Consider the following 15,102-nt stretch of genomic DNA (forward strand, 5'->3'; position numbering starts at 1 on the left):
AGGTTAGCAGGGCGTAGCTGAGAGGAGGCGCCGACAGTCGCTTATACCGTGTACCCAGCGTTTATCGAGTTGAGCACAAACTTTTTGTACAACCTCTACCGATCCCACCAAGCCTTTAAAGCGGCTTTCAAAGTTCCGGCTGAGATAGAGCCAGTGCTTGGGTGAAATACCGAGCCGCTCCAGAATAGGCGGCGTGTTTTCGGCAATACAACCTCGCTTTCTGGGGTCTAAATGCCGGCCGCTCCAGTCCACTAGCTCCAAATAGTGATCCAACTGGAAAGGTAGCCCTTTCGGCATATTCAAACGCTCACCGCCGACAAACGGAAGTAGATTTTTGGGCTGCTTACCTGAGACTGCCGCACGAATACGCTGTTGAATCGAAGTGTAATCAGACTTTTCAGGTGTCTTGGCAATATTGGCACGGATCGGATTGAGGTCTACATAAGCCATACAGGCGGCGAGGGCACTTTCATCCAGAACAAAACATTCCTGGACATCCAAAGAATGGAGAATCGGAATCTAGGAAAAAATTTTTGCGCCACTACTTGGTGGCTGGTATATCTTTCTCAAAATAGATGGTAGTTTGGCGTTAAAAGATCTTTTGGGGCGCTCGTAAGGAATTAGGGGAGAGTAGAGTCGGGAGCGATGGAATCTAGGGGCAGCTGAGAAGCGGATTTTTGTAATTTAGCAGGGGGTGGGGCTAAGAAAGCGTTGACAATCGCGCAGCCCGTGTACCCAGCGTTTATTTTGCTGCGCACAGACCTGGCGTACCGCTTCCGCCGAGCCCACCAAGCGTTTAAAGCGGCTTTCAAAATTGCGGTTTAGATAGAGCCAGTGTTTTGGCGAAATACCCAGCCGATTTAAAATAGGTGGGATGTTCTCGGAAATAGCGCCGCGCTTTTTAGGATGAAGCTGCCGGCCACTCCAGTCTACCAGCTCTAAATAGTGATCCAGCTGAAAAGGCAAGCCTTTAGGCATATCCCGGCGCTCCCCGCCCACCAGTGGGGAACATTTCTGGATACCCATGGAACATTTTACTTAGGAGGCCAGAATAAATCAAAAATTTTTGTGCAGACTCCTTGGGATATTGAAGGAGTTGAAGTTGTATCTGAATCTCCAATTGGAGGGAAATAACCTTGAATAAAAAGTTACAGAGATTGAGAGCTCTCTTCTCAGAAATAAGAGATGTTTTGGTTGCTGAAGGCGAATCAAACTGGATAAACGGAATTGACTTGATCATTAGGAAAATAGACTCTCAGGATGGGGATTGTGCCGAGAAAATAAAGAAAGTAAGTGAAACTTTTGAGTCTATGTATGCTGGCAATGGGAGTTTTTCAGACTTTATGATTTGGCGAGATGATTTTCAAGAACGTAAAAAATCTAATCAGTATTTTGAGGGTTTGATAGATGAAGTTTGGAGTATTTTCCACCCGTGATGTTTTTTTACTCAAGTTTTAGAGGGTTAGTGGTCCATGCGGTTAATTGTGTAACTAATGACTTTCTAGCTGTAAAAAATTAAACATAAAAATCACGCATAAAGAAAGAAAATACAATTCCTTAAGTAATATTACTTACCGCATGGACCACTAGGAACGCGTGCCCCTGCCCCCCCCCCAATTGTAGGGTGTTAACATTTCTGGACACCCATTAACATTTCTGGACACCCATAGATTGAGGCCCCCATAGATTGAGGCCTTCAATTCCGCCGCCCGGCGGGTAGTGATGCCGATCAGCTGATTACCAGCATCAGTCACGATGAACTGGGTCGGGAGAGTCAGCGTTAGCACGGTAATGGCCTGGAGAGTCAGCGGGACTACGACCCTCAGGAGCGGCTGCAAAAGTTGCGTCTAAACAAAGCCAGTGGCCCAGTCTCTGATCCAACCCAAAATACAAATTCCATATTGGAGCGCGGCTATCAATACAACAAAGCCGGTCAGATTGCCAAGATCGAGGACAGCCTGCGCGGCACTCGCAGCTACCACTACGACGCCCTAGACCGCCTTACTCAAGTTGATGGCCCTAACCCCGAATATTTTGTGCACGATCCCACACACAATATTCTCGCCGCCGCCAACTCAAAAGATGAAGCGAAACAACAGGCCAATGCCACTCAGATCAAAGGCAATCGCTTAGCTTTCCGTGGTGATACCCACTACCGCTACGATATTCATGGCAACCGCATTGCCGAACTGCGTGGCAAAGGGCAGAAGCTGCAAACCCGCTATCACTACAATACTCGTCAACAGTTGGTGCGGGTAGAAAAGCTCAAACTGGAAGAAGGGGCAGAACAGCTTCAGCAGGAGACTCACTATCAGTACGACCCGCTCGGCCGTCGTATTGGCAAGGCAACTAACAGTGAACAAACCAGCTTCCTCTGGGATGGGGATGTCCTACTTCATGAAAATAAAGCTGATATCCAAACTCGGCAGGACCTGAATACTCGGACCTACTACTTTGAACCGGGTACTTTCAAGCCGGTTGCGTTAAAGGAAGGCAAGCAAGAGAAAGGGCAGGTTTACCACTACCACCTGGATCATCTGGGAACGCCTGACACCCTTACCAATCAGGAAGGTAAAGTAGTTTGGAGTGTTGCCTATAAGAGCTATGGCAATATTGCTTTAGCCCATGAACATCGGATAGAGCAACCGATTCGCTTCCAGGGACGGTACTTCGATGAAGAGACCGGGCTACACTACAATCGGTTTAGGTATTATGATCCAGAAGTTAGGGGGTTTACTCAGCAGGACCCGATTGGGTTGCTGGGTGGGGCGAATAATTATAGGTATGTACCGAATCCAGTAACTTGGATAGATCCCTACGGACTAACTAGTAAAGATTGTCCTCCAGTGAATTCTTGGAATGAGTTTCAGAGAAACACTAAAGGGTACTTTGCAAATAGTTCAGAAGCGGCTAAGTCATATCAAAAAATGAAAGAAGTCGCTGCGATGGGTAGCCGCACTGAAAAGCTTAAACGACCAGATCCATCAACTTACTTGCCGCAGTCCTACATTAATGCTCATTTAGATAGTTTTCAGAATGAAGGGGCTGGATTTATTGCTGTTCAAGGTTGGATGGAAAACCCAGAATTTACAAATCTTCCTCCACGTAAATTTGTAGGTTTGCGATCTGAAATGGATGCTGTCATTGAAAAATACGAGTCATCTGGTCGTGATTGGACTGTTTTAAGGGATGAGCTGAGCTTAGGTAATGTGGATTTGAGTGATGAGAAGATAGTTTATGTGGTAGTAGAGCCTGGGGATACAAGGTTTGATTATGACATTCCTGATGGTCGTGAAGACGGTGCATATGAGGGAGAGTGGATACCTGGAGGAAAAACTAAAGGTGGGACTAGTGAGGCTGCTTTAATAGGGGCTGAGAATATCGTACACGATAATAGTGTAGATGAACTAATGAATCATTTTTCAAATTCTAAGCGTATTCGGTGAGTTTTATGGTTAATCTATTTGAAGTGGCTCTAAATAACAAAGAAACAAATTGCTTCTTTAGGGGGCGTGGCGTCTACTTTGTCCCAAGTCCTGATTACGAAGGGCATTTACATGGGGCGAATATAAGTGGTCATGTGAATACATTTTTGAAAGCATCCCCAGAGAATGGTAAGAAGTTCGACGATGCTTTTATTGATTTTATAAAGGGCTTATCTCCTACAGAATCAGATTTGTTTCACTTTCTTGCAAATTTTTCATCATATGTGGCTCAGAAAAATGCCAATAAATTGCCAGGGTCAAATTTATTTTTAGAACTAGATTCTTTGGAGTCTACTCTTGTAAAAGATTACTTGTTAGGGGTTAAGAAAGCGGGTGATTTAAGCCAGTATAAGGATAAATTAAACACACATGCTGATTTTGCCTATCGCAAAGGAAACAAAATTTTAAAAAAAATTCTAGAAGGAGCTGAGAAGGGGTAGCACGTTGGGTACAATATCTACCTATGTATTTAATCCTGTCCACCAGTGAAGATCTAGGACAGCCAAAGACTGAAGGGTGGTGCCGGTAATAGGGCTAGCTGACCATCTGGCGGCTCTTTCTCTTTGGTTTACAGGTAAAGGAAATTAAATTCTGGGAATTTCTGGTTAGGTTTTGGAAGTCGCTGCTTTTGGATAAAAGGGCGGTAATCGTGCTGTTTAGTACTTGAGGCAGGAGTAGATTAGCAGGGCGTAGCTGAGAGGAGACGTCGGCAGTCGCTTATGCCGTGTACCCAGGAAAGAACATTTCTGGACACCCATAGATCATACCCCTGGTTCTGGACGTCCATAGATTGGGGAGCCTAGGGCATCCAGAAATGGGAGGATAGCGCTATCCCCTCTCTGGCAAATAGCTAGAAGATAGGAGTGTTGATCATAATCACTTGAACCAGGTCATGAGATCTGGTTGGAAAGATGATGGCTCGGCTCTGGAGCCAACACCACATAAAAGGTTTAGAGATGCAGATGAGTGGAAACTGGGCGATGACATACCCGAAGATTGGGTGGATTTTTAATGAAAAATAGGAAGCCAGAAGGCATCGGTGCTGTACTATATTTCTTATATTATATACCAGATGTTCATGATGAGAAAAAATATGAAGCGTTAAATAAGTATATTTGCAAAAACTATAACTTCAGTGAGATGGAGCGCTGCAAAAAGGCAGCGGTTTGGCTTCTTAATGAGCCAAATTTAAATTTTGAAGAGATTCTGCCGAATCTTAGGCAAAAGGATGAAGATATTATATTTTTTTTGAAAAAAATTTTGGGTGTTTTTCGGGAAGTGTCGAAGCAACTCCCTGGCGCCCCGTTGACCTAAGAAATATATAAGTAAGCAGTTCTAAACACTCATAGTAAACGCTTGTTTTGGGTGTCCATAGGTTTGGGAGCTGGGACATCCAGAGGCGGGAGGGTAGCGTTATCTCCTTTCTGGCCTTTCTTCCTCTTTATTGTAAAAGTAAAAGAGCGTCAATCGTGCTATCGAGTGCTTCGGAGTGGCTGAGAGGAAGTGTAGGCCCGTGTACCCAGCGTTTATTGAGAAGGCCCTGTCGGCCCCCATGTAGGCGGCCGCACATATTTGAATGCAGGTTGTTGAATAGTTTTTACCTCAATTCGCTTTCGGCTTATCTAAAGTGTATTCGGTGGTATTGAGTGTTGCCAGCTTGTTAGTGTGTCTAAGGTAAAGCATCGATTTGGATGGTGCGGGAACATGCGGGTAAATTATAGGGTCATCAAGACAGGTTTATGTAAGCTGAAATAGGAAATATGAGGTGAAGATTGAATATGTTTGATAATCTTATGGCTTGGGGTAAAGTTGTAGATTCAGAGTGTTCCTACGAAGTCTATTTTAAAGGAAAAATATATCATCAGGATTGATAGTTTTTCTGCCGAGTACCTTTATGGCTTGATTGCTGAAAGCGATATTTTAGCTGATTTTGATGGTTGTCCCGATAGTTGGCAGAGATCAGGCTAGAGGTGCGTCTATTCTTTTTTTAACACACTTGGTTTAATTATTATGAATAATGAGTTAAAAATGCGGCCAACCCTTGAAGAGTTACCTTTGATGAATGCGGGTGTGGCTGATTATGACTGCTTTGCCAGATCTTTTGATCCTACTAGCCTTTTCCAAGAGCTATGGGGGGATGAATATGCTGGCAAGGCTAGAAGCTTGTGGAAGTTTATCAACTCAGAGTTTAAAGAAGGTAAGGCATCTAGCTCTAGCATTGAAGAATTGCTGCTATGTATTAATTATAGCTGTGCTATAGCTCCTTATCTGGGGGATTATAAAGATTCTTTAGAGTTTTTTGAGTGGATAGTTTTGTCTGTAAAGTCCAAGTTGTAAAAGTTAAGGCTCCCCAGGCTGTAGTATCCAGAGTTTTGTGTCATTTTTTCGCTATATAGAAAAAATAACCAAATCCAATTTAAGTTTGAGTGCCGTTGTCGAACTCTTGTGCCAAATTTAATGTGCAAGCACTCCGGTGGGGATCACTATGTTAATAGTTTCTGAAAAAGTGGGGGCTTTTGACTTTAAATAAGCAGTCTAAGGTATCTAATAATAGTAATGCTAAGAAATAAAATCAGAGCGAATAAAAATATAGCTGTGCTAAACCCTCTATGGAGGGCTAATTGGCTTTGCGATGTTGCAGTGGGGCGATCAAATCTTAATGCTAGAAGGTTGGTCGGAGAAATGGCATATAGGTATTAGGGGGCTTTCTATTTGGAGGTGGCTATCAAAGGTGTTTCTTTGGCTAAAGATAAAAAACTTATTGAGCAGCTTGAAAAAACAATCAAGGCTATTAGCGCTAAACTTGTTGAGTCAGATGAAGATACTGTTCGAGAGTATCTTCAGAAATATGAGGAAGCACTGGAGTCGGTTGTCAAAAATGGTAGTTCTTCGGGTCAGAGGCGGAAACTGTTGGCGTTGCTTAACTGTGCACGAAGTTATCTAGAGTGTTCTTCAAATTACAATCAAAATTTTCTTAATGAAATGCATGTATCAGAAGTTATGGTGAAAAACGCTTGTGGTTCGTTCGATTTGGGGGCGTAGACTGAAAATCCGACTATATAAGGGGGACGGGAGCCCAGGAGGAAAAGCAAAAGGTGAAACTGGTTTGTGGGCGCAGAGAATGTTTGCACACAATAATAACACAAGTGAATCAGGTGGTCGCATTCCAACTTCTAAGTGTATCCGAAGATTTTTATGATTAATCTACTTAATCTGATTCCAAATAATAAAGAAATAAATAGGTTCTTTAGGGGCCGCTACATTAAGCAGAAGTAGGTAAAGGAAGATCTAGGACAGCCGAAGACTGAAGGGTCCTTCGTTTTATGGAGCGTGCTGAAGTACCGTTCACTAATAATCAGGGGGAGCGAGATCTTCGAATGACTAAGGTACAGCAAAAGATTTCGGGTTGCTTTCGCTCTGAAGAAGGCGCAAGAGCCTTCTGTCTTATCCGCTCTTACCTTTTGACTTGCCAGAAAAATGACATTGCCCCTGGAGAAGCATTAACACAACTATTTAATGGAGAGTGGCCTGGATTTTTACTGGAAAAATTCAAAGCTTTTGAAATTAGTGCTGGATAGTTACTTTAGGAATAGCAATGAAATTTACTGATGTAGCGGTTAATAGGGCAGAACGATTTTCTATCGGTATTGAGGAAGACTCGAGGAGGTTTTATGTGTCAATACCGGTGAGAAATGAGTATGCAGACTATGAGGAGTACTATGAAATTACAAAAGATGCATATGAATTATATAAAATGGATTTGAATAATGCTTTGGAATTTGTTGATAAGTGTCGGAGTCGACAAGTTGATGATCTGCTGATTCAAAAACCTGGTAGATTGAGAGGAACATTTCTGGACACCCATAGATTGAGGCCTTCAACTCCGCCGCCCGGCGGGTAGTGATGCCGATCAGCTGATTACCAGCATCAGTCACGATGAACTGGGTCGGGAGAGTCAGCGTCAGCACGGTAATGGCCTGGAGAGTCAGCGGGACTACGACCCTCAGGGGCGGCTGCAAAAGTTACGTCTAAACAAAGCCAGTGGCCCAGTCTCTGATCCGTTAAGTCCATTTTATGATGAGCATGGTAAGTCGGTTTATAACACTATGGACAATATAGTTGATGTTCAGATTGGCAAGGGTTCCAAAGTGCTCTTGGGTGAAGTTGGTCCACAATCATCGCGTTCAGGAAAGTTATATAAAGGAGGAGGAACCCAGATTCTAACGCAATTCTGGTTGCCAGAAAATACGGGTAAAGTTTCCTATTCAAACCCGAAGAAGGTTAAATAATTATGAGAAAGCGCGTAAGTTTTTCTGGCTCTCAAGGTGGTGAGATTTTTTCATTTGTGTTTTGCGATGATGATGGGAATCGCTATTTGTTATGTGAGGCAAAGCATTCAGTTGATGGTATGAACCCTTTTGTTTACGACCAGATAGCCAACCTTAAGAATATTCAAGTTGAAACAAATATTATTGATGGAAAGGAATGTATCACGAAAATTTTTGTGTCTAAAAAGGATTTAAAATAAACAGTTCTGGACACCCAGTGCGCCGAGATAAATCGGCAAAAGATTGGAGGTGAAAGCCCTCTACCCGGTAAGGTTTAGCAAACCGCTGGGGCCCCGAGTCATGGGCGCTGTTCGGTAACGGCCAGTGTTAAGCGTTGACAGGGGAAGATACAGGCTCAGTATTGAGCTCCGAAAACAAGATTTGAGATCGCTGACCTTGTTGGGTGATGGGGAAGGCAACAGAGGTGGATACGTTTCTTGTGAGTATCTACATCGGTCTCCGGAGTCTGTTGACCTGATGCATGTATTGATGTCTTTTGCGCGGAACTCGGTAGATCCTGTAGGCGATTCGTGCGTGTCCCGCACGGGTTAGGTCCGGCGAAGCCAGTTAGGCAACAAGATCTAGGACAAGCAAGATCTTAATATCTAGGACAGCCAAAAATGAAGATCTAGGAAGATCTAGGACAGCCAAAGACTGAAGGGTGGTGCCGGCAATAGGGCTAGCTGACCATCTGGCGGCTCTTTCTCTTTGGTTTACAGGTAAAGGAAATGAAATACTGGGAATTTCTGGTTAGATTTTGGAAGTCGCTGCTTTTGGATAAAAGGGCGGTAATCGTGCTGTCGAGTACTTGCATGGGATCATGCCAATAGAATTGGCGGTTTATATTTTCTACTTGATGGGGGTCCAGAATTTTTCTGTACCGCCACCCTGTACAATTGGCGCAAAGCCGCTAGACAACGAGGTGCTGTTTTGCCGTCCAACTCTGCCACTCCCGAAAACTGGAGTAGCGAAGAAAAATTCAGAATCGTCCTTGAGACCGCCCCGATGACTGAGGCGGAACTCAGTGAATACTGCTGCAAAAACGGCCTTTTTGCCGAGCAGATTGAGGCCTGGAAAGCGACCTGCATGTCAGCTAATGCTGTATCTGACGAGCAGTCGAAGTGCAACCAGGAAGCCAGTAAGGCCGAGAAAAAGCGTATTAAAAAGCTTGAGGCAGAGCTGCAACGCAAGGAGAAGGCGCTCGCAGAAACCGCTGCGCTGCTCACACTGTCAAAAAAAAGCCGAGGCGATCTGGGGCCATAAAGATGAGGACGAATGACCAGCCTTCCAGATCGCCAGCAAACCATTGCCCTGATTGCCGAAGCCAATCGCAGCGGAGCCCGGCTGGCTAAGGCTTGTGCCTTGCTGAACGTGAGCTTACGCACCTATCAACGCTGGACCACTGATGCGGTTGTCAGAGAAGATCAGAGGCCCGTGGTGCCCAGGCCGGAGCCATCGAACAAGCTGACCGCCAAGGAGCGTCAAGCCGTGGTAGCCCTGTGTAACCAACCTGAATACCGAAGCTGCCCGCCAGCATTTATTGTTGCCGACCAGCTGGATCAGGGCCATTACCTCGCTTCTGAATCGACACTTTATCGAGTTTTACGAGAGCATGATCAGGTTCACTGCCGAGGCCGGCAGAAGGCACCAGAGAAAAAGCGAGCAGTGACCACACACAAAGCCTCAGAGCCAAATTACCTGTGGTCTTTGGATATCTCGTGGCTGCCGGGGCCAGCATGCGGAACCTGGTGCTACCTGTATCTGGTCATGGATGTTTACAGCCGGAAAATCGTCGGCCATGAAGTGTATGAGCGTGAGACAGGAGAGTTGGCTTGTGAGTTTATCGAGAAAGCCTACTGGCGGGAGCACCTGGCAGCCAAGAAGAAGCCTCTTGTACTGCACTCCGATAATGGCAGCCCCATGAAGGCGGCGACCTTCTTGGAGAAACTGTACGACCTTGGCATAACGCCCTCGAACAGCCGTCCCCGGGTGAGTAACGAGAATGCTTACTCTGAGTCATTGTTCAAGACGCTGAAGTTCCGGCTGGGCTTCCCGGTAACTGGCTTCAAAACAATCGATGAAGCTCGGAACTGGGTACTGACGTTTGTTTAGTGGTACAACACCGAACATCGCCACAGTGGCTTGAACTACGTGACACCTGAGCAGCGCCATAATGGCGAAGCTCACGAGATACTGATCCAGCGCAAAGCGGTGCTTGAGGCTGCGAAGGCCAAGAACCCCCGCCGCTGGTCAGGAGAAACCAGAAACATCAGCTTGTCGGAATTGGTAACTCTGAATCCGGAAAATTGTTAAAGAGCTGATACCTTAAACGCGACAACTACGTTGACAGATACCGTGCATCTTCTTTTTTTATGTCTGTATTATATCATCACTATATGCCCGCTGGATTAATAGTAAGAATTGATCACTATTAGTTGGTAAATATATGGTATTCCACGAAAATGTTGAGGGTGTAAATATAGTTGAGGATAGAAAAGTTACAGGAATATATTCTGTACTAGGTTGAGACGATTATAGGGTGTATAAAGTGGCTAGCTATTGAATTGATATAGACTATTTCTAATAGTAAGGGTATGTTACAGATTTCTGGGAAAGGCCCTTCTTATTTGAATGATATTAGTGATCCTGGGGCTGTCGGGGGCGCACGGCAGCGTACAATGAAAGATTGGGTGACTATAGGGGGTAAGGTACAAGGAGTCACTCGACTTAATCTACCCATAAGACCAATTCTGGAGTGGTTATGGATAATTTTGCAAGAAACCTAAAGGACCTTTTAGAGGGGAATTATAAATATGTCAAAAATACAAAACTTGAAGAATTTAAGGGGTACGATGACTTTAAAGAGAGGTTTGTAATTGTCTCAAGCACTAAAGATGTTCTAGAGGCATTTTATGAAGTCTATAAGGTTATTGATGAAAGATTATTGCCTGGTTTTTTCTGGCTTAGCTCTTCATACAATATCAAATTGTATGAACTGTTGCCGAGAGTGCTTTCAGAGAAATTATCTGATGGGAAAAAAAGAGATATTTAGAGAGCTGTCTCAATAAATTTAACATATGGCCTAAAAGTACATTTGCTTCATATTCTGATAATGAAAGAACCGAAATTTTAAGCTATGTAAATAGTCATAGAGTATCTCTTACTGATCAAGCTTTAAAGGTTTTGGCTTAAGGTAAGAAATGATTTAGTAGTTGCTCACGCAATGAAAGAGCAGGCAACACGTGTCGCTAAGTTCCGATTCCCTCCAGGGCTGCCCCATATGTAAAAACGAGTAAAATAGACATCTTTTTTGATTTGCAGAGTATTTTTTAGACAAATGAATGCAGGCAAGTTCTAGACACCCATAGATGGGAGCCTGTAAGAAAATGAGTGTTTCTGATGCAACTGATAGTGCGAAGAGAAAAGATGAAAATAGTTTTTAAAGAGCCTTATTCATACTTATTGGTTCAGGATGATACTGATTGGTACCTAACTTTTTTTTCTGGAGGGGCATTTGAAGTTGATATTTGTGTGAAGCTAACGGAAGAAGAAATTACTAGAGTATCAATTGGTCAAGAAGAAGCTGCTAAGTTAGCGCTGGAATTTCAGCAAAATAAAGAATTTTATAAAGGCAGAAGGGTTATCCCGTCAGTTTTTCCTGGGTGAAAAAACGAATGGTATGAGTAGTCAGGTCTGTCCCATATAAGTTGGTGTAAAAACGATTCTAATCCATCAGCTTTTTTGCCAGATTTGTTGATGAAACTGGCATCGATAGCAGTAATACACTCATGATCAGCCTGGAATTCACTAATAATAGTTTTGTGTTAAACTGGGTGAAGTCAAAGTCTCTGTGCGACCAGAGTCGATAGCGCCCTTCACTTGAGGATCTGAATCTGCCCATATTTAGATATGTCGCCTTGCCCCGAAAGATCATTGATGAGGTCAATAGAGTCAGTATAAATTTCTGCTGGGTAAGACCAACATTGGAGATTTGGGCAAAAACTGTTTTAATTGTATCTTTCATCGGCGGTTACTGCATTAATTAGCTTTGGAAAATTTTATTCTCTCAGTGTCAGCCCATGGGCTCCACCACGGCACCCCAAATTTTCTCCCCAAAACTGTCCGAAGTCTTGTAATATGTAATACTCTGAAGTTCCCCCCCCTAAAAGGCCTTAAGAATAGCTTATGCGTACTGATTTATCTGCTAAGAATGATGGGCTCTGTCTCACAATCGAAGTCTGCAATATTAATGTTTTAGATAACTTACACTTTATCGCCGACAAAATGGTTGATTACTCCTATTCGATAGATAGTAACGTTGATTATAAGTTGACTCGTTATAATCAACTATATTATGCGGTGGAAACTCGTATACCAGAAAAAATCATTGACGAAGAAGAGCTATTTGAGCACTTTTGTAGGGACGAGAGCTTGACTGCAAAAGCCATTGTCTTTATTGAGAATATCATTCGTTATTCAAGAAATAACGGCATTGTTATATGGCAAGATTATGAAAATCATCTGGCCCAGGCTGGGGCTGCAATCCTATGCCTACACAACGCCAGATACATCCCTCTATATACCGACTTGCTACTTCTTTCGGACCTGGATCATGAGGTGCACCAAGCCTATCAGATAGAGAGAATTATTCAGCAGCACGGTTTTACAAAAGACACCCTCAAGATATTGGCCTGTCGAGCAACCACCGCCAATGGCCAGTGCGGCGAGGATCTGGTGGAGGGCTATCATTCTGAATTGGTGGAGGCATTTGCGCAGAGCCCGGAACTGATCGGTGCATTTATTAATACTGCCGCTGCTGAAGTGACTAGCAATAACTTTAATGCAGATGACGACTGTATACAGGAGAAGCTAGAAGAATTTTCTAAATATATTACCGATGCGCACCGGCGTGCAGAATGGATCGACACATGGATAAATAGTAGAGGGTATGCGCTTAATATTGCGCGATTACGTGCCCAGGGGTTCTACGAATACACCCTTGAGTGAAGGCTATTTACAGATCTGTCAAGGTCGTCTTACCTCCACGGTGAACCAGCTTGCAAAGCAGAAATACGGCAGGATAAATGACCGCAGAGGTTTTAGAAAATACTTGAAGGTTCCTGTTGTTTCGATAAGGCGGCAGCCATTAAATACTGCGCTGGTGGCTGTTCCTTAAATCAAGGTCCGCCTGCTATATGCATGCATTAAGTTAGTACACTATAGGGGGGTAATATTTCAATGCGGTATCTTTTATTATGCGAACATTTTAAAAAAAACCAGATACTGCTTCCCGTGACTAGAAATTACCCTTAAATTACTTGGCTCTTAATGGATTTCGGGGAGCTATCCCAGTGACAGATTAAATAGCCTAGAAATGGCCGACTTTTTTTGGTGTTTTAAATTTTGTTAAAAAACATTCTGCCCATCAAAGGGGATAGCTATTTTAGGTCTGTTTTGTTTGTTTTTGCACCGATTTATATGGGGTAGCCCTGGGTAAGGCACTTCTCTTGTTGAAATAATAATTGATATTGATTTGAGTTAAGGTTTTAAGTTTTCTCGGTTGATTTTTTTAGATGTTTTTTTGGTTGGTGTTTTGCTTTTGGTGTGCGTGAGTGTTCGCTTATACTTGTCCTGAAAATAAATTTCATTTGTAACTATTTTTTTTGTGACCATGATTTTGTTTTTCAGGTTTTTGCTGAGCGGATTGTTTTTTTTAATTGTTTTGTTGAATGTTCCGCCGAGTTAAAGGGTTTGGTGACATTATTATCAGTTTAAGAATTAGTTCTATTGACAAATATCTGTCTGAGCGTGGAAAGTTGGCGGGCTCTTATGGGGAGTGTAATTTAATAATAAAATTAAGGTCCAAGTTATGAGAAAGGCTATTTCCAGTATCTCGGCAAAGGCTGCTTTGTCCCTATGTGTGTTTGCGTCATCCGCTGTTGGTTTTGCTCAAAGTGTTTCCACTGTTGAGGCTGCTAATAATAGTGGGCTAAAACGCTGTGGAACAGATCACCCTTCCATTCAGGAGGCTGTATTGAAAGAGCAGCACTTTACTACACTGCGTGGAATCTCGAGTGACAGCAGTGTGGCTCACACATTGCGTCCTAATGGGTCAGTAACTGTTGATGTATACTTTCACGTGATTACTGATACCGCTAATAATGGCGCCCTTTCCAATAGAGAAATCAATGCTCAAATGGCCGTGCTAAATGATGCTTATGCAAATACGCCATTTACATTCAACCTGGTTTCTACTTCGGTTACGGCTAATAACTCTTGGTACAATGTTGGTTATAACTCTTCAGCTGAGCGTTCGATGAAGTCTTCTTTGCGCGAAGGTGATGCTTCTGATCTTAATATTTATGTCGCTGAGCTCGAAGGTGGCTTACTCGGTTGGGCCACCTTCCCAAGCAGCTATTCCTCCGATCCTCTGGATGATGGCGTTATTATTTTAACGGGTTCGGTGCCTGGTGGAGACGCATCGCCCTACAATGAGGGCGACACCCTAACCCATGAGGTTGGCCACTGGTTGGGCCTATATCACACCTTCCAGGGGGGATGTTCGGGTCAGGGAGATTATGTTTCAGATACGCCTGCTGAGCGATCGGCCGCATATGGCTGTCCGGTCGGGCGCGATACCTGCACCAGAGGGCGAAATGCTGCTGGGGAAGATCCGGTAACAAACTTTATGGATTACACGGATGATAGCTGTATGTATGAGTTCACTGAGGGACAGGCTACCCGTGCAGACGAGCAAAGCATAACTTATCGGGGGCTCTAATCATTTCTTGGGGGGAGGCTATCTCCCCCCTATTCTCTATAGCGACTTATGAATAACACTCGATATTTATTGTTTGTCTTAATATTTCTCAGTAGTCCTGATCTGCTCGCTCAAAGACTTGCTGTTCCGGAATATGTGACTTGTAATCGCAATCAACTGACTTCCTGGCAGGGGACGGTGGAGAGGCTTGAAAGAGCCGGTGATGAAGTTAAAGTATGGATTTCTACTGACTATGGGACAAGGGAGTTTCTTAAGTTTGCCATGCCGGATTGGCAGGGGACTCTTGGGCAGTTCCGTCTTCGGGGCAACACTTTTCGGGATGCTGATTGGGGGAGCCTCTTTGATACTGCGGGAAAGATCAAGCCTGGGGTTAAGGCTATTATTTGGTTGTGTAATACAGAAGGGGTGAAACCAGTAATTGATTGGCAGCCACCACTAGAATAGTCTTTATGGGAGTTATGACGGCCCCTGCTACCCGTTCAGTTAACACCGTTATCAACAGGGTGCG

Annotated in this window: 17 protein-coding genes and 1 pseudogene; 16 read left to right on the forward strand and 2 right to left on the reverse strand. The window is 43.8% G+C overall.

The features are described 5' to 3' along the window. Positions 1 to 3 precede the first annotated feature (3 nt). Positions 4 to 501 carry a hypothetical protein gene (locus tag ACJJIK_RS19775; RefSeq protein ID WP_444943660.1) on the reverse strand — a complete coding sequence of 166 codons (498 nt, stop codon included), beginning with the start codon at positions 499 to 501 and terminating at the stop codon, positions 4 to 6. A 183-nt stretch (positions 502 to 684) separates the two neighbouring features. Continuing rightward, complete coding sequence (locus ACJJIK_RS19780) at positions 685 to 1,026, reverse strand: hypothetical protein (RefSeq protein WP_444943661.1); 342 nt, start codon at positions 1,024 to 1,026, stop codon at positions 685 to 687. A gap of 110 nt (positions 1,027 to 1,136) precedes the next feature. Here ACJJIK_RS19780 and ACJJIK_RS19785 point away from each other — a divergent pair, with 110 nt between their 5' ends. The 16 genes and pseudogenes from ACJJIK_RS19785 (at position 1,137) to ACJJIK_RS19860 (ending at position 15,038) form a co-directional block, all read left to right on the forward strand. After that, positions 1,137 to 1,436, forward strand: a complete 300-nt coding sequence (locus ACJJIK_RS19785; protein WP_444943662.1) for a DUF6966 domain-containing protein — start codon at positions 1,137 to 1,139, stop codon at positions 1,434 to 1,436. Between the two features lie 405 nt (positions 1,437 to 1,841). Further along, a complete protein-coding gene (locus tag ACJJIK_RS19790; RefSeq protein ID WP_444943663.1) occupies positions 1,842 to 3,446 on the forward strand; it encodes an RHS repeat domain-containing protein in 1,605 nt (534 codons plus the stop codon). A 5-nt stretch (positions 3,447 to 3,451) separates the two neighbouring features. Continuing rightward, positions 3,452 to 3,925: a hypothetical protein gene (locus ACJJIK_RS19795; protein ID WP_444929947.1), complete on the forward strand. Its 474-nt coding sequence runs from the start codon at positions 3,452 to 3,454 to the stop codon at positions 3,923 to 3,925. A gap of 571 nt (positions 3,926 to 4,496) precedes the next feature. Beyond that, positions 4,497 to 4,799 (forward strand): hypothetical protein, encoded by a 303-nt coding sequence (locus ACJJIK_RS19800; protein WP_444929948.1) that lies wholly within the window; start codon positions 4,497 to 4,499, stop codon positions 4,797 to 4,799. Positions 4,800 to 5,495: 696 nt separating this feature from the next. Next, on the forward strand, positions 5,496 to 5,822 hold the full coding sequence (locus tag ACJJIK_RS19805; RefSeq protein WP_444929949.1) for a hypothetical protein: 327 nt from the start codon (positions 5,496 to 5,498) through the stop codon (positions 5,820 to 5,822). 402 nt (positions 5,823 to 6,224) lie between these two features. Further along, positions 6,225 to 6,527: a hypothetical protein gene (locus ACJJIK_RS19810; protein ID WP_444943664.1), complete on the forward strand. Its 303-nt coding sequence runs from the start codon at positions 6,225 to 6,227 to the stop codon at positions 6,525 to 6,527. A gap of 269 nt (positions 6,528 to 6,796) precedes the next feature. Continuing rightward, positions 6,797 to 7,063: pseudogene (locus ACJJIK_RS19815) on the forward strand (IS66 family transposase); the annotation flags it as partial. 17 nt (positions 7,064 to 7,080) lie between these two features. Continuing rightward, positions 7,081 to 7,386 (forward strand): hypothetical protein, encoded by a 306-nt coding sequence (locus ACJJIK_RS19820; protein WP_444929951.1) that lies wholly within the window; start codon positions 7,081 to 7,083, stop codon positions 7,384 to 7,386. Positions 7,387 to 7,776: 390 nt separating this feature from the next. After that, complete coding sequence (locus tag ACJJIK_RS19825) at positions 7,777 to 8,013, forward strand: hypothetical protein (RefSeq protein WP_444929952.1); 237 nt, start codon at positions 7,777 to 7,779, stop codon at positions 8,011 to 8,013. 730 nt (positions 8,014 to 8,743) lie between these two features. Beyond that, positions 8,744 to 9,076, forward strand: coding sequence for a hypothetical protein (locus ACJJIK_RS19830; RefSeq protein ID WP_444943665.1), 333 nt, complete (start codon positions 8,744 to 8,746; stop codon positions 9,074 to 9,076). Positions 9,077 to 9,088: 12 nt separating this feature from the next. Next, entirely contained in the window at positions 9,089 to 9,925 is an 837-nt protein-coding gene (locus tag ACJJIK_RS19835) for an IS3 family transposase (RefSeq protein WP_444943666.1), read from the forward strand. A gap of 649 nt (positions 9,926 to 10,574) precedes the next feature. Then, entirely contained in the window at positions 10,575 to 10,865 is a 291-nt protein-coding gene (locus ACJJIK_RS19840) for a hypothetical protein (protein WP_444943667.1), read from the forward strand. Between the two features lie 374 nt (positions 10,866 to 11,239). Then, positions 11,240 to 11,479, forward strand: coding sequence for a hypothetical protein (locus ACJJIK_RS19845; protein WP_444929954.1), 240 nt, complete (start codon positions 11,240 to 11,242; stop codon positions 11,477 to 11,479). A 519-nt stretch (positions 11,480 to 11,998) separates the two neighbouring features. Continuing rightward, positions 11,999 to 12,820, forward strand: a complete 822-nt coding sequence (locus tag ACJJIK_RS19850; protein WP_444929955.1) for a hypothetical protein — start codon at positions 11,999 to 12,001, stop codon at positions 12,818 to 12,820. Positions 12,821 to 13,682: 862 nt separating this feature from the next. Beyond that, complete coding sequence (locus ACJJIK_RS19855) at positions 13,683 to 14,594, forward strand: zinc metalloprotease (protein ID WP_444943668.1); 912 nt, start codon at positions 13,683 to 13,685, stop codon at positions 14,592 to 14,594. 48 nt (positions 14,595 to 14,642) lie between these two features. Continuing rightward, the gene (locus ACJJIK_RS19860) at positions 14,643 to 15,038 is read left to right on the forward strand and encodes a hypothetical protein (protein WP_444943669.1); all 396 of its coding nucleotides are present in this window, start codon (positions 14,643 to 14,645) and stop codon (positions 15,036 to 15,038) included. Positions 15,039 to 15,102: the final 64 nt, after the last annotated feature.

It is taken from the genome of Microbulbifer regidiadema (SeqCode) (assembly GCF_052466995.1).

Excerpts from the sequence above, each read along its gene's own strand:
- ACJJIK_RS19805 (WP_444929949.1), top strand. The coding sequence starts at position 5,496 with ATGAATAATGAGTTAAAAATGCGGCCAACCCTTGAAGAGTTACCTTTG.
- ACJJIK_RS19820 (WP_444929951.1), top strand. The coding sequence starts at position 7,081 with ATGAAATTTACTGATGTAGCGGTTAATAGGGCAGAACGATTTTCTATC.
- ACJJIK_RS19780 (WP_444943661.1), bottom strand. The coding sequence starts at position 1,026 with ATGGGTATCCAGAAATGTTCCCCACTGGTGGGCGGGGAGCGCCGGGAT.
- ACJJIK_RS19800 (WP_444929948.1), top strand. The coding sequence starts at position 4,497 with ATGAAAAATAGGAAGCCAGAAGGCATCGGTGCTGTACTATATTTCTTA.
- ACJJIK_RS19840 (WP_444943667.1), top strand. The coding sequence starts at position 10,575 with ATGGATAATTTTGCAAGAAACCTAAAGGACCTTTTAGAGGGGAATTAT.
- ACJJIK_RS19850 (WP_444929955.1), top strand. The coding sequence starts at position 11,999 with ATGCGTACTGATTTATCTGCTAAGAATGATGGGCTCTGTCTCACAATC.
- ACJJIK_RS19835 (WP_444943666.1), top strand. The coding sequence starts at position 9,089 with ATGACCAGCCTTCCAGATCGCCAGCAAACCATTGCCCTGATTGCCGAA.
- ACJJIK_RS19860 (WP_444943669.1), top strand. The coding sequence starts at position 14,643 with ATGAATAACACTCGATATTTATTGTTTGTCTTAATATTTCTCAGTAGT.
- ACJJIK_RS19825 (WP_444929952.1), top strand. The coding sequence starts at position 7,777 with ATGAGAAAGCGCGTAAGTTTTTCTGGCTCTCAAGGTGGTGAGATTTTT.
- ACJJIK_RS19845 (WP_444929954.1), top strand. The coding sequence starts at position 11,240 with ATGAAAATAGTTTTTAAAGAGCCTTATTCATACTTATTGGTTCAGGAT.
- ACJJIK_RS19795 (WP_444929947.1), top strand. The coding sequence starts at position 3,452 with ATGGTTAATCTATTTGAAGTGGCTCTAAATAACAAAGAAACAAATTGC.
- ACJJIK_RS19855 (WP_444943668.1), top strand. The coding sequence starts at position 13,683 with ATGAGAAAGGCTATTTCCAGTATCTCGGCAAAGGCTGCTTTGTCCCTA.